This window comes from Bacillus cereus group sp. BfR-BA-01331 (assembly GCF_022663915.1).
In the GTDB taxonomy this organism is placed as follows: domain Bacteria; phylum Bacillota; class Bacilli; order Bacillales; family Bacillaceae_G; genus Bacillus_A; species Bacillus_A mycoides.
The window spans coordinates 1-23,074 of the sequence record NZ_JAKUGJ010000015.1 but is presented as its reverse complement, the minus strand read 5'-3'; the positions used below and the strand labels follow the sequence as shown (position 1 = coordinate 23,074).

Sequence of the window (23,074 nt, the reverse complement as noted above, 5' to 3'; positions counted from 1 at the left end):
CCATAGTGTATACAAATATTTATAGTAAAATCCTGCTAGATTTTAAAAAATATTGAGATTCAGGTTGTTTTTTTCATATAATGAAGGTACGACAGGCGAGAGGAGATGGAAGTATGAATTGGAAACAAGAATTTAGTCGCTGGCTTTCATATGCAGAATTAGACGCAGAATTAAAAGAACAGCTAGAAAACATGAAGCAAGATGAGAAGAAAATCGAGGATAGCTTTTATAAAAATCTAGAGTTCGGCACAGGTGGTATGCGTGGTGAACTTGGTGCTGGTACGAACCGTTTAAATGTATATACAGTTCGTAAAGCAACAAAAGGATTGGCTATGTTTATTGAAAACTTAGGTGAAGAAGCGAAAAAACGCGGTGTTGTTGTAGCGTATGATTCTCGTCATAAATCACCTGAATTCGCAATGGAAGTAGCTGCTACTCTTGGTGCACACGGTATTACAACATATGTATTTGAAAGCTTACGTCCAACACCAGTGCTTTCTTTCGCAGTTCGTCATTTACATACAGCAAGTGGAATCGTTCTTACGGCAAGCCATAATCCGCCTGAATATAATGGTTATAAAGTATATGGTGACGATGGTGGACAATTGCCTCCAAAAGAAGCTGATGAGTTAATTAGCTACGTAAATGCAGTAGAGAATGAATTAACAGTTGAAGTTGCTGATGTTGAGCAATTAAAAGCTGACGGTTTATTACATATAATTGGACAAGAAGTAGATGATGCTTATGCAGCAGAATTGAACAATGTCATTATTAATAAAGAGATGGTGAAAGAAGTAGGAAAAGATTTAAAAATCGTCTTTACACCATTGCATGGAACATCAAATATTTCGGTACGCCGTGGTTTAGAAGAAGTTGGATTTACAGATGTAACAGTTGTAAAAGAGCAAGAGTTACCAGATCCAAACTTCTCTACAGTAAAATCACCAAACCCAGAAGAGCATGCAGCGTTTGAGTATGCAATTCGCGACGGTGAAAAAGTAGGCGCAGACGTGTTAATCGCAACAGATCCTGATGCAGACCGCCTTGGTGTAGCAGTTCGCAATCACGATGGTGAGTTCCAAGTATTAACTGGTAACCAAACAGGTGCGTTAATGCTTGATTACTTATTATCACAAAAGAAGGAAAACGGAACGCTTCCAGAAAACGGTGTTGTTTTAAAAACAATCGTAACGTCTGAAATTGGCCGTACAATCGCAAAAGCATACGGTTTAGATACAGTTGATACGTTAACTGGATTTAAATTTATCGGCGAAAAAATTAAACAGTATGAAGAAAGCGGACAATATGAATTCCAATTCGGTTATGAGGAAAGCTACGGTTATTTAATCCGTTCATTCTGCCGTGATAAAGATGCGGTGCAATCCGTCCTATTTGCATGTGAAGTAGCTGCATACTACAAATCACAAGGTAAAACGTTATACGATGGTCTGCTAGAAGTATTTAAGAAGTATGGGTTCTTCCGTGAGGACCTTGTATCGTTAACGTTAAAAGGAAAAGATGGTGCCGAACAGATTCAAAAGATGATGGCAACATTCCGTGAGAATCCTCCGAAAGAAGTAGCGGGTTTAACAGTCGTTGCAGTTGAGGATTATAAAGAAAGCATCATTACAACGTTACAAGATGGAAATAAGGAAGAGATTCACTTACCGAAATCAAATGTGTTAAAATATCAATTAGAAGATGGTTCTTGGTTCTGCTTACGTCCATCTGGAACAGAGCCGAAAATTAAATTCTACTTTGGTGTACAAGATGATTCTTTACAAAATAGTGAACAAAAGTTACTTACTATTAAAGAAGATATTATGAATCGTTTATAATAGAATAGAATGCTACTGATAGGAAAAGAGGAGAACGGAGAACGGCCTCCTCTTTTCTTGTAGTTTTGTTTGATGTAGAGGATTATTACGAGCGAGTGTTATAAATTTACACTTTACTAAGAGAATTAGAATGAAAAGCGAGGGTATTTGTCATGAAAAAAGTGAGAAAAGCAATTATCCCGGCAGCGGGATTAGGAACACGCTTTTTACCAGCAACGAAAGCAATGCCAAAAGAAATGCTTCCAATTGTAGATAAACCAACAATTCAATACATCGTAGAAGAAGCAGTAAAATCAGGCATCGAAGATATTATTATCGTTACTGGTAAAGGAAAGCGCTCTATCGAAGATCATTTTGATAACGCATTTGAATTAGAGCAAAACTTATTAGAGAAGAAAAAGTATGAGTTACTTGAAAAAGTACAAGCTTCTTCTAAAATGGTAGATATCCATTACATTCGACAAAAAGAACCAAAAGGATTAGGACATGCTGTTTGGTGCGCACGTAAATTCATTGGTGATGAGCCGTTTGCAGTATTATTAGGCGATGATATCGTTCAAGCTGAAAAACCATGTTTACGTCAATTAATGGACGAGTATGACAAAACACTTTCTTCTGTTATTGGTGTACAAACTGTTCCTGAAGCAGAAACACATCGCTACGGAATTATTGATCCGTTAGAGCAAGAGGGACGTCGTTATCAAGTTCGTAAATTCGTTGAAAAACCAGCGCAAGGTACTGCGCCTTCAAACTTAGCGATTATGGGACGTTACATTTTAACTCCTGAAATCTTTATGTTCTTGGAACAGCAACAAGTTGGAGCGGGTGGCGAAATTCAGTTAACGGATGCCATTCAAAGCTTAAATGAAATTCAACGTGTATTTGCATATGATTTTGAAGGAAAGCGTTATGACGTTGGTGAAAAATTAGGATTCGTTCAAACGACAATTGAAATGGCATTGCAGCACCCAGAATTACGTGATGATATGCTAGTAATGATGAAGAAAGTTTTAGACGAGCAAATGAAGCAAGAGTCTTAATATAATAAACAAGGAGCTGTTCCTATAGGAACAGCTCCTTGTTTATTATGAAATCGTCGAATGAGAATGCTGATAAGCGGAACGACGTACAGCATAGTATATGCGAGGTGCGATAATAGCGCCGATAATTGTAAACGCAATATCCTTTACTGCGAACCACATCATAATCATCCAGGCAGCTTTATAACTCATATTACCACCCATGAAAATATTGACTGCCCCGTACATATAAGTAGTACCGATAATATACGTTAAAATGATTCCGACGAAAGAAGAAATTGCAAAGGTGCTGAATGTTGGCCGTTCTTTTTGTTCTACTAGTTTTCCTGATACGTAAGCAACGATAATAAATGCGATAATAAAACCACCAGTAGGATCTAAAAGTGCTCCAAATCCAGCTTTGAAGTTAGCGAAGATTGGCGCACCTGCTACTCCAACAAGCATGTAAACAGTCATTGATAATGCCCCAAGTCTACTCCCGAGAAGAAGACCTGCTAAAATTGCGAAAAATGGTTGCATAGATAATGGAATGCCCGCTATTTGTAAGAATGGTGCCCACGATACAATATTTGCACCAATAGCCATAAGAGCGACGAACATGGCAGCTAATGCTAAATCTAAAACATGAAGCTTCCTCATAATGTTAACCTCCAGTTGTGTTTAGGTTAACATTATCGTAGCGAAAATATTTACTTGTTGTCAATCAAAATATTTTGATAAGAAGGCTTTAAATAGTCTCTAAGCAATGTGTATGGAATACGAAACTGCGGAATTCCGCTTGAATAAGGAGCAATTTCATATAAAGGGAAATAAATCACAAGATTATCGGGTTCTAAAAAGTAGTGAAACTTTTTAGTGCTTGTTACTTTTTCGACTGCATCAGGAAAATAAATGCTTTCATTTTGTTTAATTTGTCTTACAATCTCTGTGCGAATTATTTCTTTATATTTATCCTCTTGTTGAAATAAATCGTCTAAGTGTAATAATTTTTTTTCGTTTAAATCAAATGTATTTGCCTTCCACGTATACAGTCCGTGCGCTCCGCCTGTATATTGATAGTAATTCACATATAGACTTAGGAAAGGTGGTTTGTTTAAAGCTACTTTATAGTCAACATTTGCAACGTATGGATGAAAAGGTGTGCTAGATCCTTTTGTTTCTTCATAATATTTCTTCGCTTCTTTTTCTAATTTACTTTTAAATTTAGTAGTAGAGTTTTTGTAATAGGAATTCAGCTTATTTTGAAATTTCGAATCAGAAAAGTTGTGAAAGGAAGGCCTATTAATTTGATATTCTATATAAGGTTTCTTACCTTTTTGCGTTACAGTCTTAACATTGATTGTCAGGTTGGATGCTTTGGCTGCTATTGCACAATTTGGTACAATAGTCAGCAAGGAGAACATAAGCAATAGTATACAAAATTTCTGTTTCATTTAGGTGAAACCTCCTTATATAAGTGTTATAGGTAGTTTGAAATTAAACAGGTAAAATTATACATTTGATCTAAAGGGAGAGAGGTTGAAAACGATATGTCAAAAACTTTAATGGATTCGCTTGGAATTGAGTTGTTAGAAATGACAGAGGATAAAGTAGTTGCTACAATGCCTGTTGATGAACGCACGCATCAGCCGTTTGGATTTTTACATGGCGGTGCATCTGTTGCATTAGCAGAAACTGTGGCAAGTGTTGGCTCATACAATTTAATTGATCAAGAAAAATGTATTTGTTTCGGATTAGAAATTAATGCAAATCATATTCGCTCAAAGCAAGATGGAATTGTAACAGCAATTGGAACACCGATACATAGAGGACAATCGACAATGGTTTGGGATATTCGCATCATTGATGAAAATGATGAGTTACTATGCATATCAAGATGTACAGTAGCAATTAAAGAAAAACGTGAAAAATAGAAAAGAGGCAGCTCTGATGAGCAGCCTCTTTTTTTATAATTAGAACTGGATTTTTTTCTCTAAGAAACCTTTTAGTTCGCTAATTGGCATACGAACTTGTTCCATTGTGTCACGATCACGTACTGTAACAGCTTTGTCTTCAACAGAGTCGAAGTCGTATGTGATACAGAATGGAGTACCGATTTCGTCTTGACGACGGTAACGTTTACCGATAGAACCAGTTTCATCAAAGTCTACCATGAAGTCTTTAGCTAGTTCTGCGAATACTTCAGTAGCACCTTCAGATAGCTTTTTAGATAATGGTAAGATAGCTGCTTTATATGGTGCTAAAGCAGGGTGGAAACGAAGAACTGTACGAGAATCGTTTTCTAATTGCTCTTCTTCATATGCATCACATAAGAATGCTAATGTTACACGGTCTGCACCTAGAGATGGTTCGATGCAGTAAGGCACATAACGCTCATTCGTTTGTGGATCGATATAGTTAAAGTCTTCGTTAGAGTGTTCCATATGACGTTTTAAATCGAAGTCTGTACGAGATGCAACGCCCCATAGTTCGCCCCAACCGAATGGGAATCTGAATTCAATATCAGTTGTTGCGTTACTGTAATGAGATAATTCGTCTTCACCGTGGTCACGAAGACGCATGCTTTCTTCAGTCATACCAAGTGAAAGTAACCAGTTTTTACAAGTTTCACGCCAGAATGCGAACCACTCTAAATCTTCACCAGGCTTACAGAAGAATTCAAGTTCCATTTGTTCGAATTCACGTGTACGGAATGTGAAGTTACCAGGTGTGATTTCGTTACGGAAACTTTTACCGATTTGGCCGATACCAAATGGAAGTTTTTTACGCATAGAGCGTTGTACGTTTTTAAAGTTTACGAAAATACCTTGTGCTGTTTCAGGACGAAGGAAGATTTCGTTTGTGCTAGACTCTGTAACACCTTGGAATGTTTTGAACATTAAGTTGAACTGACGGATCTCCGTGAATTCTTGGCTACCGCAATCTGGGCATTTTACTTCATGTTCTTTCATTAAGTCAGCCATTTGGTCGAAAGTAAGACCGTCAACGACCATTTCGATACCTTTTGCGTCTAATGCATCTTCAATTAATTTGTCAGCACGGTGACGAGCTTTACATTTTTTACAGTCGATCATTGGATCATTAAAGTTACCAACGTGACCAGAAGCGATCCAAGTTTTTGGGTTCATTAAAATAGCAGCGTCTAAACCAACGTTGTGTGGAGATTCTTGAATGAATTTTTTCCACCAAGCTTTTTTGACGTTATTTTTTAATTCGATTCCAAGTGGACCGTAATCCCATGTGTTTGCAAGACCACCGTAAATTTCAGAACCAGGGAAAACGAAACCGCGATGTTTCGCTAAGTTTACAACTTGTTCCATTGAATACATAATAAAATCCTCCTTTTGAAAGTTAACGTATTTGCGATGACGTGATGGGTACTTTGGAAACGAGCAATATATGCTTTAAAAAACATAAAAAAACGCTCATCCCAAGGCTTAATCGCCTAGGGACGAGCGTTTGCCCGCGGTTCCACCCTAGTTGATACACAAAATGTGCATCCACTTTATCACGTATTGCTCGAGACTGCCGTTTCCTCGCAGCTTCAGGCTTTCACTATCCCTGAATCGCTTTTTATGCAAGTACTTATAAGTCCGTCATCGCTACTTATATTAATAATAATGAACATAGTTTAACACGTTCTTTTTTAAATCTCAATAGAGGAACGTGCCCATCTAGGATAGAGTCTCGCCTATTTTTTCGTTATTTATTCCGTAATTTTGCTTAATATGCTTAATTGCTTCGCGTTTACTAAGCGAGGCAAGTTCGTTATTTTGAACGTATTCCCATACTACATCTGGTTTTGTTTTTGCATATTCGCGAAGGACCCAGCCGATTGCTTTTTGAATGAAAAATTCTTTTGAGGAATGTAGTTGTCCGATAATCCAGAAAAGGAGTTCTTCATCCATTTTTTGTTTATATTTTAGCTGGAATAAAATAGCGGCACGTTGTAACCATATGTTTTCTGATGCAATCCACTTTGGAATATATGCAGAAATTAATTCTGGATGATTTAAAAAGATAGCACCTAAAAATGTAGGGACGATGCTATCAACAGAATCCCACCAAGATTTTGTGACAATAAGTTCTTCTAAAAATGGGATGTGAGTTTCGTTTATGTGTTTTTTATATTTTTGCATGATATCGAGTGCGGCAGCTTGAAATTCACGTTCTGGTAGGTCCCAAAGTTCACGCACGATAATTTGGAAGTCCTTTTTATCTGGGAGAGTATGTATTTGAATGACGTCTTTCAATAACTGTCTTCTCTCAGGAGTTTGAATACCGAGAAACGGGAAGTGATTTTTCATATAACGTGCCATCGGTTCTGCTTTTTCGGGATTTTGATGAGCTGTAAAATGCTCTTGTAATGCCTTTACAAATGGATGCATAGGTATGTGCTCCTCTCTCATTATCTTTCTCTTCTTATTATACAAAGAGTTTGGTTAAATTTTAAAACATAACTTGCACTGTAATGAAATATGTTGAGAAGAGAGAGGAGAGGATAAGATGGAAGATCAAGGCGTACTAGCAGGTTTCTTTGCTCTTAGTTTTGCGTTTATGCTTGTTATAATAATTTGGGCAATTATTTCGTATTTGTTAACGGCTTTTGCACTTTATACGATGGCAAAAAATGATGGTGCAACTGATGGTGTTCTTGCTTTTATTCCGTTTATAAATAGTAAGATATGGGGTGATTTAGCGAAAGATAAATTACCAGATTTCTTGAAAGAAGAAGCAGGGTGGAAAGTATTTGGCATATATGTTGGATGCTTCATCTTTAATTTCGTACCAATTCTATATATATTAGCAACAGCTGTATCACTTGTACTGTCTATTTATCTTATCTATGCTATTTTGGATAGATACGGAACGAATTCCATACTATTTACGATCATTCATACAATCACATTTTCGGTTTTCTTGCCGATTCATTTGTTCATTATTCGGAATGAGCCGGTGAGGTATAACGAGTAGATATATGTGAAGAGCTGTTCCAAAGATGTTTTGGAACGGTTCTTTGTCGGTAAATCGATATTTCGTGTAGAATCGTTGATATATTGTGATTTGTGATAGATATATTTGAAAAATCGTTAACATAATTTCATTTATTAAGGAAAAAAGAAAAAGGGCTGCCACATAGGACAGCCCTTTTTTCTACTACATAAGGTAGCGTAAATAAATATAAATGTGAGAAATGATTAATGAAACGATCATAATTGGGAAGCCGACTTTAAGGAATTCCATGTAGCTGAATTTATGTCCTTCACGACTTGCGATTCCGGCTACGATTACGTTAGCAGAAGCTCCGATTAATGTTCCGTTTCCACCTAAGCAAGCACCTAATGCTAATGCCCACCATAGTACGTCGACTTGTGCGTCAGAAGGTGATAAACCTAGCCCAACTGCCATATCGTTAATAAGTGGAATCATTGTTGCAACGAATGGAATGTTATCGATTGTTGCAGAGGCGATACCAGATACCCATAGAATAAGGATAGATGCCTGAGAAATATCTCCGCCTGTTATTCCAATTACTTTTTGAGCTAACATTTTGATAAGCCCGATATCAATAAGTCCTCCAACGAGTACGAATAGTCCCGCGAAGAAGAAGATTGTTACCCACTCTACACTTGCGAATACCTCTTCAATTTCATGCTCTTTCACACCGATTAGCATAAGTACAGTAGCGCCAGTTAAGGCGATGATAGCTGCATCAATATGGAAAATGGAATGAGTCATGAAACCTAAAATAGTAAGGCCAAGTACTGTTAAAGATTTCTTCATTAATACTGGGTCTTTAATGTATTGTTTTTCATCTAAGCTCATTAATTTTTTAATTTGTACAGGATCAGCAATTAATTGCTTACGGTACATGAAGTAAAGAATTGTTGCCGTAACAGCAATAATGATGATCACGATAGGTGCTAAGTTGAATAAGAAAGCATTGAAATCTAAATGCTTATTTGCAGAGCCAATCATAATATTTGGCGGATCACCAATTAATGTTGCTGTTCCTCCGATATTTGAAAAAATAATTTCAGAAAGTAAATATGGAACAGGATTTACTTGCAAGATGCGCGTAATAGATAAAGTAACTGGAACAACAAGAAGTACTGTTGTAACGTTATCTAAAAATGCGGAACCGAGCGCGGTAAGTAAGGAAAGTGAAATTAAAATTTTAATTGGATTTCCTTGTGCTCCTTTTGCGGCTTTAATGGCAACGTATTGGAAGACACCTGACTTACTTGTAATGTTTACGAGTATCATCATACCGATGAGTAATGTAATTGTTCCCCATTCAATATGTTTCGTAAAGGCATTGTGTAAGTCAACGACCCCTGCAATTACCATGAATGCTGCACCAAGAAGTGCGATGACAGCACGGTTAATTTTTTCAGAAATAATAATGGCATATGTAATTAAAAAGACTGCGATAGCGAAATAATACTGCCAGTTTGCGAGTTCTTGCGTTGTTTCGTGCAAAACTCTCATCTCCTTTCATTCACTTTTCTTAGTGTGTCAAAAAATTAACTAGATGAAACACACATAACGTCATTATAAAGTAGAAAAATGGCGGATGTAAATGAAAGGGTTTATTTTGTCATATTTTCTGCATAGGTCATTTTTTCTTATTTTTAAAAATATTTGTGGGCATCTGACATATATATAAGATACATCCAATCTGAATATTTAAAATCGAATCAGCATTCGAGCTTGTTCGTGTAGGAGTGTCAAATAGAAAGGAATGACAAATATGATAAGGAAGGGATCGTATGGATGAACAACGATTTTTGTTTTTAGACTTTGAGTTTACGATGCCCCAGCATAGAAAAAAGCCAAAAGGTTTTTTCCCAGAAATTATTGAGGTCGGACTCGTTTCAGTTGTTGGTTGTAAGGTGGAAGATACGTATTCATCGCATATTAGACCGAAAACATTTCCGTCTTTAACGGATCGATGTAAAAAATTTTTAGGAATTAAACAGGAAGTAGTGGACAAAGGAATTTCTTTTCATGAACTTGTTGAGAAACTTGCAGAATATGAAAAGAGTGGTAGACCGACAATTGTAACGTGGGGAAATATGGATATGAAAGTCTTAAAGCATAACTGTGAAATGGCGGGAGTAGAATTTCCATTCTTTGGACAGTGTCGTGATTTATCGCTTGAGTATAAGAAGTTTTTTGGAGAGAGAAATCAAACAGGGCTGTGGAAAGCAATTGAGGCGTATGGAAAAGCAGGAACAGGAAAGCATCATTGTGCGCTTGATGATGCAATGACGACATATAATATTTTTAAGTTAGTAGAAAAAGATAAAGAGTATTTAGTCAAACCAGCACCTCCGACATTAGGGGAACTTGTTGATTTTTCGAAAGTGTTAAAGAAAGTGAGTACACAGTAACGACCAAATTGCAAAATATGTAATTTGGTCGTTTTGTTTTTTAAAGTTTGTAATCTCGCTTCAATTGCTGAAGTGTTTCTAGACTACGCCCCGCAAAAGGTGAATCATCTTCAGAAAATGAATTCATTTGAGTTTCTAATGCTAATTTTAGTGACTCTGTATAATCCGGAATTTCCCCTTCATATTTCTTCACCATTTGCTCTGGAATGTTCGTCTGTTCACGAAAAGCTAAAGCACGTCTTTCATGGAAGAATGGTACGTCAGCTTGTTTTACATTATGTAAATCACCTTGCACTGGATGTTTTAAAACAGCTAGTACTTTTACGACGTAACTGCCAGGACGGCTATTTGTAATTTCGCCGATGTATTTTCCAGTTTTATAAATACCAGTAACGATTTCACCAATTTCAAATGTTTCTCTCATATTTTTCACCTCAAGTTTATAGTAAGGAAAGTATAAGAAGGAGTCAAAGAAATTAGTTGATTTTTGAATGTCCTTGAGAATATGACAGGCTTCAATTATAATTTAAGGTGATAAAACAGAAAATTCTGATGTTTATTCTTGCTATAAATTCCCCGATAAGGAGTGTTTCATATGATGCCTTTATATTTTCCTGAAGATAAAACGGAGTATATTATTCCAGGTATTGTTTGCGTTCTATTTATCATCGGTGCGGTTGCTACGTGGCGTATGTTTATTCGTGTATCAAAACGAGAAGCAGAGCGATTACAGAAAGTAGAAGAAAAGCTTTTAGCTGAAAAGAAACGGTAATTCATTTTTGTATGTTTCCCTCTATGCTCGGACAATCTAAGGGCAGAAAGCATTTTGGAGGGAATTGAATGAAAAGACGGCTTTTTTTCAGTTGTTGTTTATTATTTCTAATGGCGGGTTGTGACCAAGGGAAGCCGAAAGAAATTGATGTGAAATTACATAATGCTTCAGGTGATGAAGTTGGGACTGCCAAAGTAGTTCAGCAAACAAGTGGAGTGAAAATTAAGATTAAAGCGGAAGGCTTTACACCAGGACCACACGGGATACATGTGCATGAAATCGGAGAATGTAAAGCGCCACGTTTCGAATCATCTGGGAATCATTTTAATCCGGATAATAAAAAACATGGACTCCTCAATCCGAAGGGCGCAGAAAATGGTGATTTACCGAACGTAGTTGCAGACGGTTCGGGAAAGATTAAAGCAGAAATCGATGCTCCGCATATAACGCTTGAAGAAGGAAAAACGACGATTCATAGAAAAGATGGAGCGTCTATTATTATTACAGAAAACGCTGATGATGGTATGACGCAACCAACGGGTAAATCTGGTGGCCGAATTGCTTGCGGTGTTATCGTAAAAAAAGTGTCGGATATGAAGAAAAAATAGAAGCTACCTTGAATGGTAGATTTTGTTGTAAAACCGCATGATAGTAAGTGGAATTATATCGATTTATCGAAAAAAAGGAGGCTATCCCAAAATCATTTTGGGATAGCCTCCTTTTTTGTTATGAGAATGTATGGTGTAGTCTGTTTAAAATTTCTTCTAAAACAGATCTAGGACAGCCAATGTTAATTCGGATATAGGCTTCCCCGCCCATTCCGTATTTCTCACCAGGCTCAACGATGATTTTACCTTTCTCTTCAAGCAATGCTGTTCGTTCATCTTGAGAAAGATCCAAGTGGGAACAATCAATCCACAGTAAAAAACTGCCTTCTGGTTTAATTACAGAAAGAGCTGGTATGTGATTTTGAATATACTTACAAGCAAATTGAGCGTTATCTTCAACGTACAATCGAATTTCATTTAGCCAATCATTACATTCTGTATAGGCACTTTGCATTGCTGTATAAGCAAATGTATTTAATCCGTGGAATCCTTGTCTATATTGGATAGACATAAAGGCATTACGGAGATTTTCATTCGGAATAATAATGATCGATGCTTGTAATCCAGCGATATTAAATGTTTTGCTCGGAGCCATACAAGTAATAGTGCGTGCTGCTAATTCTTCAGATAAAGAAGCAAACGGTGTATGAGTATGGCCTCTATAAATAATATCGGCGTGAATTTCATCCGCGACAACGGTTACATTATATTGCGTACATAACGTACCGAGTTTTGTTAGCTCCTCTTTCGTCCAAACGCGCCCGATAGGATTGTGAGGGCTGCAAAGAAGCATTAGTTTTACACCTTGTTTAAATTGAGTTTCTAGATGCTCGAAGTCTATCTTATATATGCCATTTTGTTTAAACAAGGGACTCTCACATAATTGTCTATTATTTGTTTTGACCATTTCAAAAAATGGTGGATAAATAGGAGGTTGTACGAGTACGGCTTCTCCTTCTTTCGTTATAGCTTGTATGCTCGTACTAAGAGCTGGGACGATACCTGCGCTAAATACAATCCATTCTTTTTGTATTTCCCAATTGTATTGGCTTTTCGTCCAATTACAAATGATATTCCCAATATTTTCAGGAGGAAGTGTATAGCCGAAAATAGGATGTTCTGTGCGTTTTTGTAATGCAGTTTGAATTGGTTTTGGTACTTCAAAATCCATATCGGCAATCCAAGCGTGGATGAGCTCTTCATTTTTATATGTATCCCATTTTGTACTATGCGTTCCGCGACGATTTACCGTTTTATGAAATAGTTGCATATGTTTGCTCCTTTCTTCTGTCAAACTGTTAAGTTATGAAAATTCTCACTCTTCTTATAGAATAGCTGATGTGATACGATAAAGAAAAGCATTAAAAAGTGAAAAGGCGGGAAGCAGATGGGTGCATATGACAAAATGATTGAGGTTGTGAAAAATTGGGATCCGTTTCAAATGGGACCGGAGTTTTATGAAACAGAAGCGAGCGATGTTGTAAACGTCGTAAGTGTGTTTGATGATCCGAAATACATCGCAAAGAAGATTCAACATATATACTTTATGTCTTTTGAAGAAGTACCTGCACTTGAAAAATGCGAAAAATTAGCAGTAGAGTTACTCGTACTAAAAGAAGGCGGAAGTTGTTCATTATAGGCTGTCGGAATTTACGACAGCCTTTTTGTTTATTTTCATTTGTGCGGATGGATTAAAGCTTCACTTTATCCCGCTATTTGCGGGCAGTAAGACTCCAGCCTCAAAATTCGGTTGAAGCAAAGAGGTTAGGCGAGAAATCAAACTGCCCGTAAAAACCCCCACGGATTAAAGCTTCACTTTATTGCGTCGCAAACGTAATAATTTCTTCATAAACATGATCGGGCTTTTCTTCAGGTAGTAAGTGCCCTGTATTTTCGTAAGAAATGAAAGTTGAATTAGGTAGGTCCTTATGGAGACGGTGTCCTACATGTACAGGGACGACGCGATCTTTTTCACCCCAAATGAGTAATACTGGGGTTTCGATTTTTTGTAATTCAGTTGAAGATAAGTCACCTTCACGGTCTCTTATCATTCGAGTTAAAGCAGGGAATATACGATCATCATAAAAAGGAGCAGCGTAGCCTTCCATCATTTCATTGTCAATTAATGAATGGTCATGAACGACATTCATTAAGTTATGGACGATGCCCCTTCGAATAATCCAGTTCTTCACGTATAAGTGGAAGAATGGTAAATAAGAGGAGTACAGTAAAGGTAAGTTTGCGCGTGCTAAATAACTAGAGCTACATAGTAAAATCGTCTTTGAAATTAATTCAGGGCGTAAACGGTTTACAAAGAGTGAAATTTGTCCGCCCATAGAATGGCCAACTAATACAATATTCGCGAGAGATAAATGTTCGATTAAATCGATAATAATAGCTGCTAAATTGTGATAAGAATATTTAAAGAGATGAGATTTATCACTTTTTCCGAATGGTGGTAAATCAAGGGCAATTACTGTACCTTCCTTTGTTAGTAAAGGAATGAGTCGTCGATAGCTAAATGAGGAAGAGAGGAAGCCGTGAACGAGTACGAAAGTAGGTCGTTCTTTTTTAGTATTATGTTCATACAATTCGTAATGAATAGTAGTCCCGCGAGTGGAAAAAGTGAAGTAAGGGCATTTGCATTCATGGTTCATTTTTTGTCACTCCATTGATTTTTGTTCATATCATCTCCCGGCAAGAAACAAAATATGTTAACAAAAAAAGGCAAGATGACGATGTCATCTTGCCTTTCGTTTATTCATTATTATCTGCGAACAATATTAGGCGGTGTTTCTCCTTGTAACCCTGCAACTAAATTTTCAGCAGCTGTCATTGCCATTTGCTGCCTAGTTTTTAATGTTGCAGACCCAATGTGCGGTAAAGTCACAACATTTTGTAATGATAAGAGCGGATTATCTTTTTGAATCGGCTCTTGTGTAAAAGTATCGATGCCCGCTGCAAAGATTTTCTTTTCTGTTAATGCATGGATTAACGCTTCTTCATCTACTGTTTTTCCGCGAGAAGCATTAATGAAGATTGCAGTTTCTTTCATTAATGAAAATTCCTTTTCTCCAATAAGATGATATGTTTCATCTGTTAGTGGAGTAAGAAGGACAATAAAGTCAGATTGTTTTAGTAGCGTCTGTAAATCACAATATGTAGCATCGAATTTTTGCTCTGCTTCTTCTTTACGGCGACGGTTATAATAAAGAACATTCATATCAAATCCGAATTTCGCTCGTTTTGCGACAGCTTCACCAATGCGTCCCATTCCGATAATACCGATTGTACTATGGTGTACATCTAGTCCGAAGTGTTCTTTTCCAATTTCAGCGTTCCATTCACCATTTTTCACGTAGGAGTCGAGTTCACAAACACGGCGACCGGCAGATAACATAAGAGCGAAAACAAGGTCGGCTACTGTATCATCTAGTACGTATGGTGTATTCGTTCCGATGACATTTCGCTTTTCCATCGCTTGTAAATCAAAATTATCGTAACCGACAGAAATGTTGCTTACTACTTTTAAGTTAGGAGCCGCTTCTAATAATTCTTCATTAATAGCAGATCCAAAATTTAATAAACCATCTTTATCTTGTATTTTCTCTAATAGAACATCACGAGGTACCTTCTCATCTTGATCCCATTTTTCGAAATCACAGTGTTCTGATAAATAGTTTTCTACAAATGTTGGAACTGGTTCGGCAATATATACTTTTGGTTTCACGGTTCCATCCCCTTTCGCTTTATCACGCATTTTTCCGCTGATTAAAGGTTCACTTTACCCCGCATTAACGAGCAGTAAGACTCCCACCTAAAAAGGCGGTTGAGGCAAAGAAGTGAGGTGGGAGATCAACTGCTCGTAAAAGCCCGATTGGTTCAACTAATAATCCATGGGGTGAACCTTTCCATGGATTAAAGTTTCACTTTATTTTGACATAATTCTCTAAAAAAATCTTCTTTTCAAACTGGAAAGGGTATTTGTATAATTTAGACACAACAGAAAAGGAAGGATGATTTATATGGTGACAGAGAAAGAATTGGAATTATTAGCTTGTCTTGAAAAGAATAGTCGTTTATCTGTAGATACATTAGCGAAGTTGTTAAATATAGAAGTAGAAGAAGCGAAAAAAATGGTTACGAAATTAGAAAGTGAAAAGATTATCGTGGACTATGTAACACATATCGATTGGACAAAAGTGAAAGAACATACTGGTTTAACGGCGATGATTGATGTGAAAGTTACACCGAAGCGTGGTGTCGGTTTTGATGCAGTAGCTGAACAAATTTATCGTTATTCAGAAGTAAAATCTGCGTATTTAATGTCAGGGACATACGATCTTTCTATTACATTAGAAGGAAAGACGATGGGAGAAGTAGCGATGTTTGTTTCTGAGAAATTAGCAACAATTGAATCTGTCGTTTCTACAACAACGCATTTCATTTTGAAGAAGTATAAACATGAGGGAATTATTTACGAAAAAAACGATGATGATAAGCGCATTGTGGTGACACCATGAAGCAATTTGAACTATCTAGAACGGCAGAATCTTTACAACCATCTGGTATTCGAAAGTTTTTCGATTTAGCAGCAAATATGAAAGGTGTTATTTCTCTTGGAGTAGGAGAGCCGGACTTTGTTACACCTTGGAATGTAAGGCAAGCATGTATTCGTTCTTTAGAACAAGGATATACGTCATATACAGCAAATGCAGGATTATTGGAGCTCCGTCAAGAAATAGCAAAGTATCTAGAAAAACAATTTGCAGTATCTTATGATCCAAACGATGAAATCATCGTTACAGTTGGAGCGAGTCAGGCGTTAGATGTAGCGATGCGTGCCATTATAAATCCTGATGATGAAGTACTCATTATTGAACCAAGTTTCGTTTCTTATGCACCGCTTGTGATATTAGCTGGAGGAGTTCCGGTTCCTGTGGCAACGACTTTAGAAAACGAGTTTAAAGTACAACCAGAACAAATTGAAGCAGCTATTACAGCGAAAACAAAGGCAATTTTGCTTTGTTCACCAAATAATCCAACAGGTGCAATGTTAAACAAACCCGAGCTTGAAGAAATAGCAGTGATTGTTGAGAAGTACAATTTAATCGTATTATCTGATGAAATCTATGCAGAGCTCGTATACGACGAAGTATATACAAGTTTCGCGAGTATTAAAAATATGCGTGACCATACGATTTTAATTTCAGGGTTTTCAAAAGGGTTTGCCATGACGGGATGGCGTCTTGGGATGATTGCAGCCCCTGTTCAATTTTCAGAATTAATGCTCAAAATCCACCAGTATTCAATGATGTGTGCACCAACGATGTCTCAATTTGCAGCGCTTGAAGCATTACGCGGAGGAAATGATGAAGTAATTCGAATGAGAGATAGCTATAAAAAACGTCGTAACTTTATGACGACATCTTTCAATGAAATGGGCTTAACATGTCATGTGCCAGGCGGGGCATTTTATGTTTTCCCTTCTATAGCTTCAACCGGACTATCTTCAGCAGAATTTGCAGAACAATTATTATTAGAAGAAAAAGTGGCTGTTGTTCCTGGAAATGTGTTTGGCGGGAGTGGTGAAGGATTTATTCGTTGTTCATATGCAACATCGCTTGAGCAACTTATGGAAGCAATGAAGAGAATGGAACGGTTCATAGAGAATAAAAAAAGGACAAAACACAATACGTTTTGTCCATAAAAGGGGGGGAATACTAGAAAGCCATGTGTTAGTATTCTATCCTAATATTGGAGAATTATACGTATTACAGGAAATTTTTTCGTGAATTTTGAATGAGTTCTATCAAAGTGGTATAATTTACTAATATAAGGTGGGAGCATCCTCGGTGTTTTACTTAGGATACTTACCACTAATCGGATATTTAACAATAAATACATCTGCTTTGCTATTTACAATTGTAGAGAAAATGGTAAACGTATGGGAGTGTTTCACATGTCAGAACAATATACAACGGGAGTGGTTGTAACAGGGAAAGTAACTGGAATTCAAGATTACGGTGCATTTGTAGCTTTGGATGCAGAAACACAAGGACTTGTGCATATATCTGAAATCACAAATGGGTATGTAAAAGACATTCATGACTTTTTAAAGGTCGGAGATACAGTAGAAGTAAAAGTACTTTCAATTGATGAAGAACACAGAAAAATGAGTTTATCGTTAAAAGCGGCGAAAAGAAAGCAAGGACGAATTCTAATACCGAATCCATCAGAGAACGGATTTAATACACTGCGAGAAAAGCTAGCGGAATGGATTGAAGAGTCGGAGGTAATAAAGTAAAAGAGGAACGCATATGAGCGTTCCTCTTTTACTGTGACTTATGATATATATATTTGCAAATATGATTGCATGCAATCATATTCGTATGTCGGAGGCGAAAAAGACATACTGACTATTGAATTTCATGTGTTTCTGGGTGAGTACCAAGATTCTCGGATGGTTTAAATAGTAAGCCGAGATTGATAAGCCCAGAAATACCAACGATGCCGTAAATAATACGTGCAAGAGCTGATTTCTGTCCCCCGAAAATAGCCGCTACTAAGTCAAACTGGAAGAACCCGATCAGTCCCCAGTTAACAGCGCCGATTACAGTGAAGACTAATGCGATACGTTGCAAGGTACTCATGAAAAGTCCCCCCCTTAATGTGAAGCGTGAGCAAGCAAGGAGTTAATAAGAAAATTTAACTCCTTTATAGAATGGTATAGTTTTGTTGTTTTTATACATGAAAAATGTACGAAAAACGATGTATATACATCTATACCGAAAAATTCGAATTTTTATGCAAAAAATGAACTTTTTCTAAAAAATAAATAATGGTTACGTTTACAATTGTTGAATCGCTTGATTTACAACTTTAGTTTCGCTAAAGTGAATACAGAAATACATATACATAATTGGAGGGAAAAAGATGAGTACACATGTAACGTTCGACTATTCTAAAGCGTTATCCTTCATCGGTGAAAATGAACTAACTTATTTACGTGATGCAGTAAAAGTAACACATCATGCAATCCACGAAAAAACTGGAGCTGGGAACGATTTCCTTGGGTGGGTAGAGCTTCCGCTTCAATATGACAAAGAAGAATTCGCTCGCATTCAAAAATGCGCAGAAAAAATTAAAAATGACTCTGACATTTTACTTGTTGTAGGTATTGGTGGTTCTTACCTAGGAGCACGCGCAGCAATTGAAATGTTAAACCATTCTTTCTATAACACGCTTTCTAAAGAACAACGTAAAACTCCACAAGTGCTATTTGTTGGACAAAACATTAGCTCCACTTACATGAAAGATTTAATGGACGTACTAGAAGGTAAAGACTTTTCTATTAACGTTATTTCCAAATCAGGTACAACAACAGAGCCTGCAATCGCATTCCGTATTTTCCGTAAATTATTAGAAGAAAAGTATGGAAAAGAAGAAGCACGCAAACGTATTTATGCGACTACAGATAAAGCGCGCGGTGCTTTAAAAACATTATCTGATAATGAAGGCTACGAAACGTTCGTTATTCCAGATGATGTTGGCGGTCGTTTCTCTGTATTAACACCAGTAGGTTTATTGCCAATCGCTGTAAGTGGCCTAAACATTGAAGAGATGATGAAAGGTGCAGCTGCTGGTCATAATGATTTCGCGAAATCAGAACTTGAAGAAAACCCAGCTTACCAATACGCAGTAGTTCGTAATGCTCTATATAATAAAGGGAAAACAATTGAAATGCTTGTTAACTATGAGCCAGCACTTCACTACTTCTCTGAGTGGTGGAAACAGTTATTTGGTGAAAGTGAAGGAAAAGATCAAAAAGGTATTTTCCCATCTTCAGCAAACTTCTCAACTGACTTACACTCATTAGGTCAATACATTCAAGAAGGTCGTCGTGACCTATTCGAAACAGTTCTTAAAGTAGGTAAATCTACACACGAACTAAAAATCGAATTAGACGACAACGATTTAGATGGATTAAACTACCTTGCTGGTGAAACGATAGACTTCGTAAACACAAAAGCATACGAAGGTACATTACTTGCACATAGCGATGGCGGAGTACCAAACTTAATCGTAAACATCCCTGAATTAAATGAGTACACATTCGGTTACCTTGTATACTTCTTCGAAAAAGCATGTGCGATGAGCGGCTACCTATTAGGCGTAAATCCATTTGACCAACCAGGAGTAGAAGCATACAAGAAAAACATGTTTGCTTTACTTGGTAAACCAGGATTTGAAGAATTAAAAGCAGAATTAGAAGAGCGTTTAAAATAATGAAAAGCGATCGGGTCTCCGGTCGCTTTTTATTATTTTATTGAAAGGTACATCGGTATATTCAAACTAGAATGGGTATGCTAAAGGAAAAGTCTAGGAGGGATGGGCTTGATTCCGATTCAATCAAAATTAGAAGGATGTACATATGCGTTATATAAGTTAGAAGAGGTTATGAAACCACTTGGATATAGTATTGGCGGCAATTGGGATTATGATAAAGGATGCTTTGATTATAAAATCGACGAAGAAGAAGGGTATCAATTTTTACGCGTACCATTTACAGCGGTGGATGGGGAACTAGATGTGCCTGGTGTAATAGTCCGTCTTGAAACACCGTATATTCTTTCGCACGTATATCAAGACGAACTAGATGATAATGTTAATGCTTTAACAGCTGGAACGAGTGGATTGGATCAATTTGCGGAGCCACAAGATCCAGATGGAGATGTGAAAAGAAAATATATCAATATTGGTAAAGTATTGGTACAAGAACTAGAAAATCATTTTTTTAATGGTGAATAACGATGAGTATGTCGCTTTCGATGAGAATGAAAGAATGAACTGGATTGATCATATATTGTTCGTCGCGCTTTACACCTAGTAAGAGAATGTTTTGCTTTAAAAGAGTATAGCTACAATTTGCAAAGGATTGTCCGGTGCAGGACGGGGGAATCTCCATCAGTTGTAATTTGTTATCAGAGATTTCATCGTAAAGTGAGAATAGTACACCTGAAATGGAAGGGAATAAAAGAGAAGCGGTAAATACATAGCTCGTTAATTTATTTCCTTCTATAATTTCTGATACGCCAGCTCTCGTTGCATTTTGGATTTGTTCAGAAGTAAGAAGTTCAGCGATGCAGTGAATGTTTGGATTAAGTCCTTTTGCAGTTAAAATATTTAAAATGGACTGTGTATCTGCTAAGCTTTCGTTCTTCTCTTTATCCGCTGTTATTAATATAGTGTGAGCTGTTGTAATGTTAGCTTTTAATAAAGTTTGATCGTGATGCGGACAACCTTTTATAAATTCTAAATGATGAAATGGCTTTGGAAGTAAAGAAAGTGTTTCATCAATTAAAACGATATCAAGGTTCGGTTGTAATATGTGCATTTGTTTTACAACATGTTTTGCACGCTCATTCCAGCCAACGATAATCATATGACCATTAGAGGTAGCAGCTGCTTCACCTTTAATTCTCATATATTGTTTATTAATCATGTCGGTAGCGAATAGAACCATATAATAAGAACAAAATCCCGTCCCTAATAAAATAATACATATACCAATAAGTTTTCCTATCGTTGTATGGGGGGCGAAATCGCCGTATCCAACGGTGAAAATGGTAACGATTGACCACCAAACCCCGTCGAACCATGTGGTGAAGTGAGATGGCTCTAATATATGTATAAGAAAGCCGGAGAAGGCAGTAAGTACAATAATAAAACAAATTAAACGAAAAATAATGGAATCGCGAAATGTATCTACTAAATTCGGACGGGATTTCAAGTTCCTATTCCTCCTTACTTTTCAAGACTACATTCATTGTTACCATTATAGAAAAAAGAAAAACTCTCTAATTAAAAAGAGAGTTTTTCTTTAACTACTCAGTCACTCTATGAAAAAACGCCAGAAAAGCATTTTTTAAAATGACCGAGAGGGACTGGTTATGTATAGGATCGGTCAGTGTCTTTTCCTGCCATGCGCGAAGTTTTAAAACAAAGAAAGGTAGAGGACCATTTTATCTCCATGGCAGTAATCTATATGCTGAAAAATGAAAATAACTTTCTATAGATAATAAGGTACGTATTCTCGCGGGAGTAATACTCCTTATCTAACTTCTAAATGAAAGGTATGGCTGGGTAGTAACGTTTTTCTTTATGTTACATACTCTCCACTTCGGTTTGTTGAACACTTTCAAGATGCTGAAGAGCATAATAAACATCAGCGGTATGTCTTTTTTGATCGATAGACAATTTCAAATGTAAATAGTGCGAACCATTTTCCAATGTTTTGAGCTTCATGTTCTTAACTTTTATATCCATTTCTTTTATTTCTTCAATTACGGTCGGGATATTGTCCATATTTCGTACAACGAGTTTCACTGCGATATCACGTTGGCGAAATGATCTAGGACCGACGTATTTCATCGCTAATGGTATAAGTTCTACACTAATCATAAGGAAACACATTCCGAAAATAGCCTCGATATAGAAACCAGCTCCAACGGCAATGCCGATGCCAGAAGCACCCCAAATCATAGCGGCGGTCGTTAATCCCGCAATACTATCGTTTCCTCTGCGTAAAATTACACCGGCACCTAAAAAACCAATTCCGGATACAATTTGAGCGGCAAGTCGAAGTGGATCCATATTCATATGATCGGTATGTGGTAAGTTGTAAGCTGCTTTAATAGAAACAATGGTTAGGAGGCAACTAATAATAGAAATAACTAAACAAGTTTTTAAGCCGAGTGGTTTACGTTTTAATTCGCGCTCTAAACCGATAGCGAATCCTAAAATAGCCGAGAGACCTAGTTTTATTAATAAGTCGGTGTAGTCCATGTATATTCCTCCTTGTATGATATAGTATATGAATAAAACGTTTATCCCGCTATTTGCGGGCAGTAAGCCCCGCCTCAAAATTCGCCGAATGCGAGAAAGTTAGGTGGGAGACGACTGCCCGTAAATGCCCGATTGGTGAAGGCTAATAATCAGTGGGGGATGAACACCCCCCACACTGATTAAAGTTTCACTTTATATAGAAAGAAACGTTTTGTGACAGAGGGACTTTCTATAGAATATATGTAGGAATTACTTAGAAATGAAAGAGATGTTTCGTTTAAGTATATGATATTAAAAAAGAAATGTAGTTGGTTTCAAAAAAGTTTTCAAAAGGTGTTGCATTTCATTTTTCTACATGATATATTAATAACCGTCGCTGATGCGGAAACGCAGAAAACGACAAAAAAGAAATTGAAAAACTTAGTTGACATCGAAAAATGAAGATGTTAACATAAGGAAGTCGCAAATGAGCGACTAAGTAGTTCTTTGAAAACTGAACGAAACAAACAACGTGAACGTCAATTTTTATTTTTAGATGCTAGACAAACTAACTTTATTGGAGAGTTTGATC

Annotated in this window: 25 protein-coding genes; 13 read left to right on the top strand and 12 right to left on the bottom strand. The window is 36.9% G+C overall.

Features of this window, described 5'->3' with window-relative positions:
• Positions 1-113: 113 nt before the first annotated feature.
• On the top strand, positions 114-1,838 hold the full coding sequence (locus MR155_RS21815; protein WP_113938360.1) for a phospho-sugar mutase: 1,725 nt from the start codon (positions 114-116) through the stop codon (positions 1,836-1,838).
• 152 nt (positions 1,839-1,990) lie between these two features.
• Positions 1,991-2,878 carry a UTP--glucose-1-phosphate uridylyltransferase GalU gene (galU, locus tag MR155_RS21810; RefSeq protein WP_002015869.1) on the top strand — a complete coding sequence of 296 codons (888 nt, stop codon included), beginning with the start codon at positions 1,991-1,993 and terminating at the stop codon, positions 2,876-2,878.
• A gap of 45 nt (positions 2,879-2,923) precedes the next feature.
• Here the strand turns inward: galU and MR155_RS21805 are convergent, their stop codons facing one another.
• Positions 2,924-3,517, bottom strand: a complete 594-nt coding sequence (locus MR155_RS21805; RefSeq protein WP_242311067.1) for a biotin transporter BioY — start codon at positions 3,515-3,517, stop codon at positions 2,924-2,926.
• Between the two features lie 50 nt (positions 3,518-3,567).
• Positions 3,568-4,311, bottom strand: coding sequence for a DUF3298 and DUF4163 domain-containing protein (locus MR155_RS21800; protein WP_242311066.1), 744 nt, complete (start codon positions 4,309-4,311; stop codon positions 3,568-3,570).
• Positions 4,312-4,407: 96 nt separating this feature from the next.
• Between MR155_RS21800 and MR155_RS21795 the strand changes: the two genes are divergently transcribed.
• Positions 4,408-4,791 (top strand): hotdog fold thioesterase, encoded by a 384-nt coding sequence (locus MR155_RS21795; protein ID WP_002034550.1) that lies wholly within the window; start codon positions 4,408-4,410, stop codon positions 4,789-4,791.
• 39 nt (positions 4,792-4,830) lie between these two features.
• On the opposite strand, the gene MR155_RS21790 is transcribed toward MR155_RS21795, so the two are convergent.
• Together MR155_RS21790 and MR155_RS21785 are read right to left on the bottom strand one after the other, a co-directional pair.
• A complete protein-coding gene (locus tag MR155_RS21790) occupies positions 4,831-6,207 on the bottom strand; it encodes a glycine--tRNA ligase (RefSeq protein WP_002015863.1) in 1,377 nt (458 codons plus the stop codon).
• Between the two features lie 345 nt (positions 6,208-6,552).
• Positions 6,553-7,266, bottom strand: coding sequence for a DNA alkylation repair protein (locus MR155_RS21785; protein ID WP_242311065.1), 714 nt, complete (start codon positions 7,264-7,266; stop codon positions 6,553-6,555).
• A 118-nt stretch (positions 7,267-7,384) separates the two neighbouring features.
• On the opposite strand from MR155_RS21785, the gene MR155_RS21780 reads away from it, so the two are divergent.
• Positions 7,385-7,852, top strand: a complete 468-nt coding sequence (locus tag MR155_RS21780) for a hypothetical protein (RefSeq protein ID WP_002034556.1) — start codon at positions 7,385-7,387, stop codon at positions 7,850-7,852.
• Positions 7,853-8,035: 183 nt separating this feature from the next.
• Here the strand turns inward: MR155_RS21780 and MR155_RS21775 are convergent, their stop codons facing one another.
• Positions 8,036-9,361, bottom strand: a complete 1,326-nt coding sequence (locus MR155_RS21775; protein WP_002139350.1) for an ArsB/NhaD family transporter — start codon at positions 9,359-9,361, stop codon at positions 8,036-8,038.
• Positions 9,362-9,651: 290 nt separating this feature from the next.
• Here MR155_RS21775 and kapD point away from each other — a divergent pair, with 290 nt between their 5' ends.
• Positions 9,652-10,275 carry a 3'-5' exonuclease KapD gene (gene kapD, locus MR155_RS21770; protein ID WP_219301097.1) on the top strand — a complete coding sequence of 208 codons (624 nt, stop codon included), beginning with the start codon at positions 9,652-9,654 and terminating at the stop codon, positions 10,273-10,275.
• A gap of 40 nt (positions 10,276-10,315) precedes the next feature.
• On the opposite strand, the gene kapB is transcribed toward kapD, so the two are convergent.
• A complete protein-coding gene (gene kapB / locus MR155_RS21765; protein WP_219301098.1) occupies positions 10,316-10,699 on the bottom strand; it encodes a kinase-associated lipoprotein KapB in 384 nt (127 codons plus the stop codon).
• A 171-nt stretch (positions 10,700-10,870) separates the two neighbouring features.
• Between kapB and MR155_RS21760 the strand changes: the two genes are divergently transcribed.
• Together MR155_RS21760 and MR155_RS21755 are read left to right on the top strand one after the other, a co-directional pair.
• Positions 10,871-11,047 carry a hypothetical protein gene (locus tag MR155_RS21760; RefSeq protein ID WP_000982764.1) on the top strand — a complete coding sequence of 59 codons (177 nt, stop codon included), beginning with the start codon at positions 10,871-10,873 and terminating at the stop codon, positions 11,045-11,047.
• A gap of 68 nt (positions 11,048-11,115) precedes the next feature.
• On the top strand, positions 11,116-11,655 hold the full coding sequence (locus MR155_RS21755; RefSeq protein ID WP_242311064.1) for a superoxide dismutase family protein: 540 nt from the start codon (positions 11,116-11,118) through the stop codon (positions 11,653-11,655).
• A gap of 118 nt (positions 11,656-11,773) precedes the next feature.
• Here the strand turns inward: MR155_RS21755 and MR155_RS21750 are convergent, their stop codons facing one another.
• Positions 11,774-12,925 (bottom strand): MalY/PatB family protein, encoded by a 1,152-nt coding sequence (locus MR155_RS21750; protein ID WP_113938632.1) that lies wholly within the window; start codon positions 12,923-12,925, stop codon positions 11,774-11,776.
• A gap of 117 nt (positions 12,926-13,042) precedes the next feature.
• Between MR155_RS21750 and MR155_RS21745 the strand changes: the two genes are divergently transcribed.
• The gene (locus MR155_RS21745) at positions 13,043-13,294 is read left to right on the top strand and encodes a YugE family protein (RefSeq protein ID WP_002015854.1); all 252 of its coding nucleotides are present in this window, start codon (positions 13,043-13,045) and stop codon (positions 13,292-13,294) included.
• Between the two features lie 178 nt (positions 13,295-13,472).
• Here the strand turns inward: MR155_RS21745 and MR155_RS21740 are convergent, their stop codons facing one another.
• Together MR155_RS21740 and MR155_RS21735 are read right to left on the bottom strand one after the other, a co-directional pair.
• Positions 13,473-14,312, bottom strand: coding sequence for an alpha/beta fold hydrolase (locus MR155_RS21740; protein WP_002089283.1), 840 nt, complete (start codon positions 14,310-14,312; stop codon positions 13,473-13,475).
• A 110-nt stretch (positions 14,313-14,422) separates the two neighbouring features.
• Positions 14,423-15,415, bottom strand: a complete 993-nt coding sequence (locus tag MR155_RS21735; protein WP_242311063.1) for a 2-hydroxyacid dehydrogenase — start codon at positions 15,413-15,415, stop codon at positions 14,423-14,425.
• A gap of 265 nt (positions 15,416-15,680) precedes the next feature.
• Between MR155_RS21735 and MR155_RS21730 the strand changes: the two genes are divergently transcribed.
• From MR155_RS21730 to yugI, 3 genes are all read left to right on the top strand, one after another.
• Positions 15,681-16,178, top strand: a complete 498-nt coding sequence (locus MR155_RS21730; protein WP_113938635.1) for an Lrp/AsnC family transcriptional regulator — start codon at positions 15,681-15,683, stop codon at positions 16,176-16,178.
• Positions 16,175-17,365 carry an aminotransferase gene (locus MR155_RS21725; RefSeq protein ID WP_242247780.1) on the top strand — a complete coding sequence of 397 codons (1,191 nt, stop codon included), beginning with the start codon at positions 16,175-16,177 and terminating at the stop codon, positions 17,363-17,365. The genes MR155_RS21730 and MR155_RS21725 overlap by 4 nt, the downstream gene beginning before the upstream one ends.
• Positions 17,366-17,617: 252 nt before the next feature.
• On the top strand, positions 17,618-17,962 hold the full coding sequence (yugI, locus tag MR155_RS21720; RefSeq protein WP_002015848.1) for a S1 domain-containing post-transcriptional regulator GSP13: 345 nt from the start codon (positions 17,618-17,620) through the stop codon (positions 17,960-17,962).
• 112 nt (positions 17,963-18,074) lie between these two features.
• Here yugI and MR155_RS21715 read toward each other — a convergent pair whose 3' ends face one another.
• The gene (locus MR155_RS21715) at positions 18,075-18,308 is read right to left on the bottom strand and encodes a DUF378 domain-containing protein (protein WP_002089278.1); all 234 of its coding nucleotides are present in this window, start codon (positions 18,306-18,308) and stop codon (positions 18,075-18,077) included.
• A gap of 283 nt (positions 18,309-18,591) precedes the next feature.
• On the opposite strand from MR155_RS21715, the gene MR155_RS21710 reads away from it, so the two are divergent.
• Positions 18,592-19,944, top strand: a complete 1,353-nt coding sequence (locus tag MR155_RS21710) for a glucose-6-phosphate isomerase (RefSeq protein ID WP_002015845.1) — start codon at positions 18,592-18,594, stop codon at positions 19,942-19,944.
• Between the two features lie 108 nt (positions 19,945-20,052).
• Entirely contained in the window at positions 20,053-20,466 is a 414-nt protein-coding gene (locus tag MR155_RS21705; protein WP_016093472.1) for a YugN-like family protein, read from the top strand.
• Here MR155_RS21705 and MR155_RS21700 read toward each other — a convergent pair.
• Together MR155_RS21700 and MR155_RS21695 are read right to left on the bottom strand one after the other, a co-directional pair.
• Positions 20,453-21,448: a potassium channel family protein gene (locus MR155_RS21700; protein ID WP_002191049.1), complete on the bottom strand. Its 996-nt coding sequence runs from the start codon at positions 21,446-21,448 to the stop codon at positions 20,453-20,455. The two genes, MR155_RS21705 and MR155_RS21700, sit on opposite strands and share 14 nt — an antisense overlap.
• Before the next feature lie 374 nt (positions 21,449-21,822).
• Entirely contained in the window at positions 21,823-22,503 is a 681-nt protein-coding gene (locus tag MR155_RS21695; RefSeq protein WP_002067957.1) for an MgtC/SapB family protein, read from the bottom strand.
• Positions 22,504-23,074: the final 571 nt, after the last annotated feature.

Bases quoted from the DNA above. Each gene is read 5' to 3' on its own strand.
- MR155_RS21745 (WP_002015854.1), top strand. From the start codon at position 13,043: ATGGGTGCATATGACAAAATGATTGAGGTTGTGAAAAATTGGGATCCG.
- MR155_RS21715 (WP_002089278.1), bottom strand. From the start codon at position 18,308: ATGAGTACCTTGCAACGTATCGCATTAGTCTTCACTGTAATCGGCGCT.
- MR155_RS21785 (WP_242311065.1), bottom strand. From the start codon at position 7,266: ATGCATCCATTTGTAAAGGCATTACAAGAGCATTTTACAGCTCATCAA.
- MR155_RS21740 (WP_002089283.1), bottom strand. From the start codon at position 14,312: ATGAACCATGAATGCAAATGCCCTTACTTCACTTTTTCCACTCGCGGG.
- MR155_RS21735 (WP_242311063.1), bottom strand. From the start codon at position 15,415: ATGCGTGATAAAGCGAAAGGGGATGGAACCGTGAAACCAAAAGTATAT.
- kapB (WP_219301098.1), bottom strand. From the start codon at position 10,699: ATGAGAGAAACATTTGAAATTGGTGAAATCGTTACTGGTATTTATAAA.
- MR155_RS21805 (WP_242311067.1), bottom strand. From the start codon at position 3,517: ATGAGGAAGCTTCATGTTTTAGATTTAGCATTAGCTGCCATGTTCGTC.
- MR155_RS21725 (WP_242247780.1), top strand. From the start codon at position 16,175: ATGAAGCAATTTGAACTATCTAGAACGGCAGAATCTTTACAACCATCT.
- yugI (WP_002015848.1), top strand. From the start codon at position 17,618: ATGTCAGAACAATATACAACGGGAGTGGTTGTAACAGGGAAAGTAACT.
- MR155_RS21790 (WP_002015863.1), bottom strand. From the start codon at position 6,207: ATGTATTCAATGGAACAAGTTGTAAACTTAGCGAAACATCGCGGTTTC.
- MR155_RS21795 (WP_002034550.1), top strand. From the start codon at position 4,408: ATGTCAAAAACTTTAATGGATTCGCTTGGAATTGAGTTGTTAGAAATG.
- galU (WP_002015869.1), top strand. From the start codon at position 1,991: ATGAAAAAAGTGAGAAAAGCAATTATCCCGGCAGCGGGATTAGGAACA.
- MR155_RS21815 (WP_113938360.1), top strand. From the start codon at position 114: ATGAATTGGAAACAAGAATTTAGTCGCTGGCTTTCATATGCAGAATTA.
- MR155_RS21780 (WP_002034556.1), top strand. From the start codon at position 7,385: ATGGAAGATCAAGGCGTACTAGCAGGTTTCTTTGCTCTTAGTTTTGCG.
- MR155_RS21760 (WP_000982764.1), top strand. From the start codon at position 10,871: ATGATGCCTTTATATTTTCCTGAAGATAAAACGGAGTATATTATTCCA.
- MR155_RS21695 (WP_002067957.1), bottom strand. From the start codon at position 22,503: ATGGACTACACCGACTTATTAATAAAACTAGGTCTCTCGGCTATTTTA.
- kapD (WP_219301097.1), top strand. From the start codon at position 9,652: ATGGATGAACAACGATTTTTGTTTTTAGACTTTGAGTTTACGATGCCC.
- MR155_RS21750 (WP_113938632.1), bottom strand. From the start codon at position 12,925: ATGCAACTATTTCATAAAACGGTAAATCGTCGCGGAACGCATAGTACA.
- MR155_RS21730 (WP_113938635.1), top strand. From the start codon at position 15,681: ATGGTGACAGAGAAAGAATTGGAATTATTAGCTTGTCTTGAAAAGAAT.
- MR155_RS21710 (WP_002015845.1), top strand. From the start codon at position 18,592: ATGAGTACACATGTAACGTTCGACTATTCTAAAGCGTTATCCTTCATC.
- MR155_RS21800 (WP_242311066.1), bottom strand. From the start codon at position 4,311: ATGAAACAGAAATTTTGTATACTATTGCTTATGTTCTCCTTGCTGACT.
- MR155_RS21755 (WP_242311064.1), top strand. From the start codon at position 11,116: ATGAAAAGACGGCTTTTTTTCAGTTGTTGTTTATTATTTCTAATGGCG.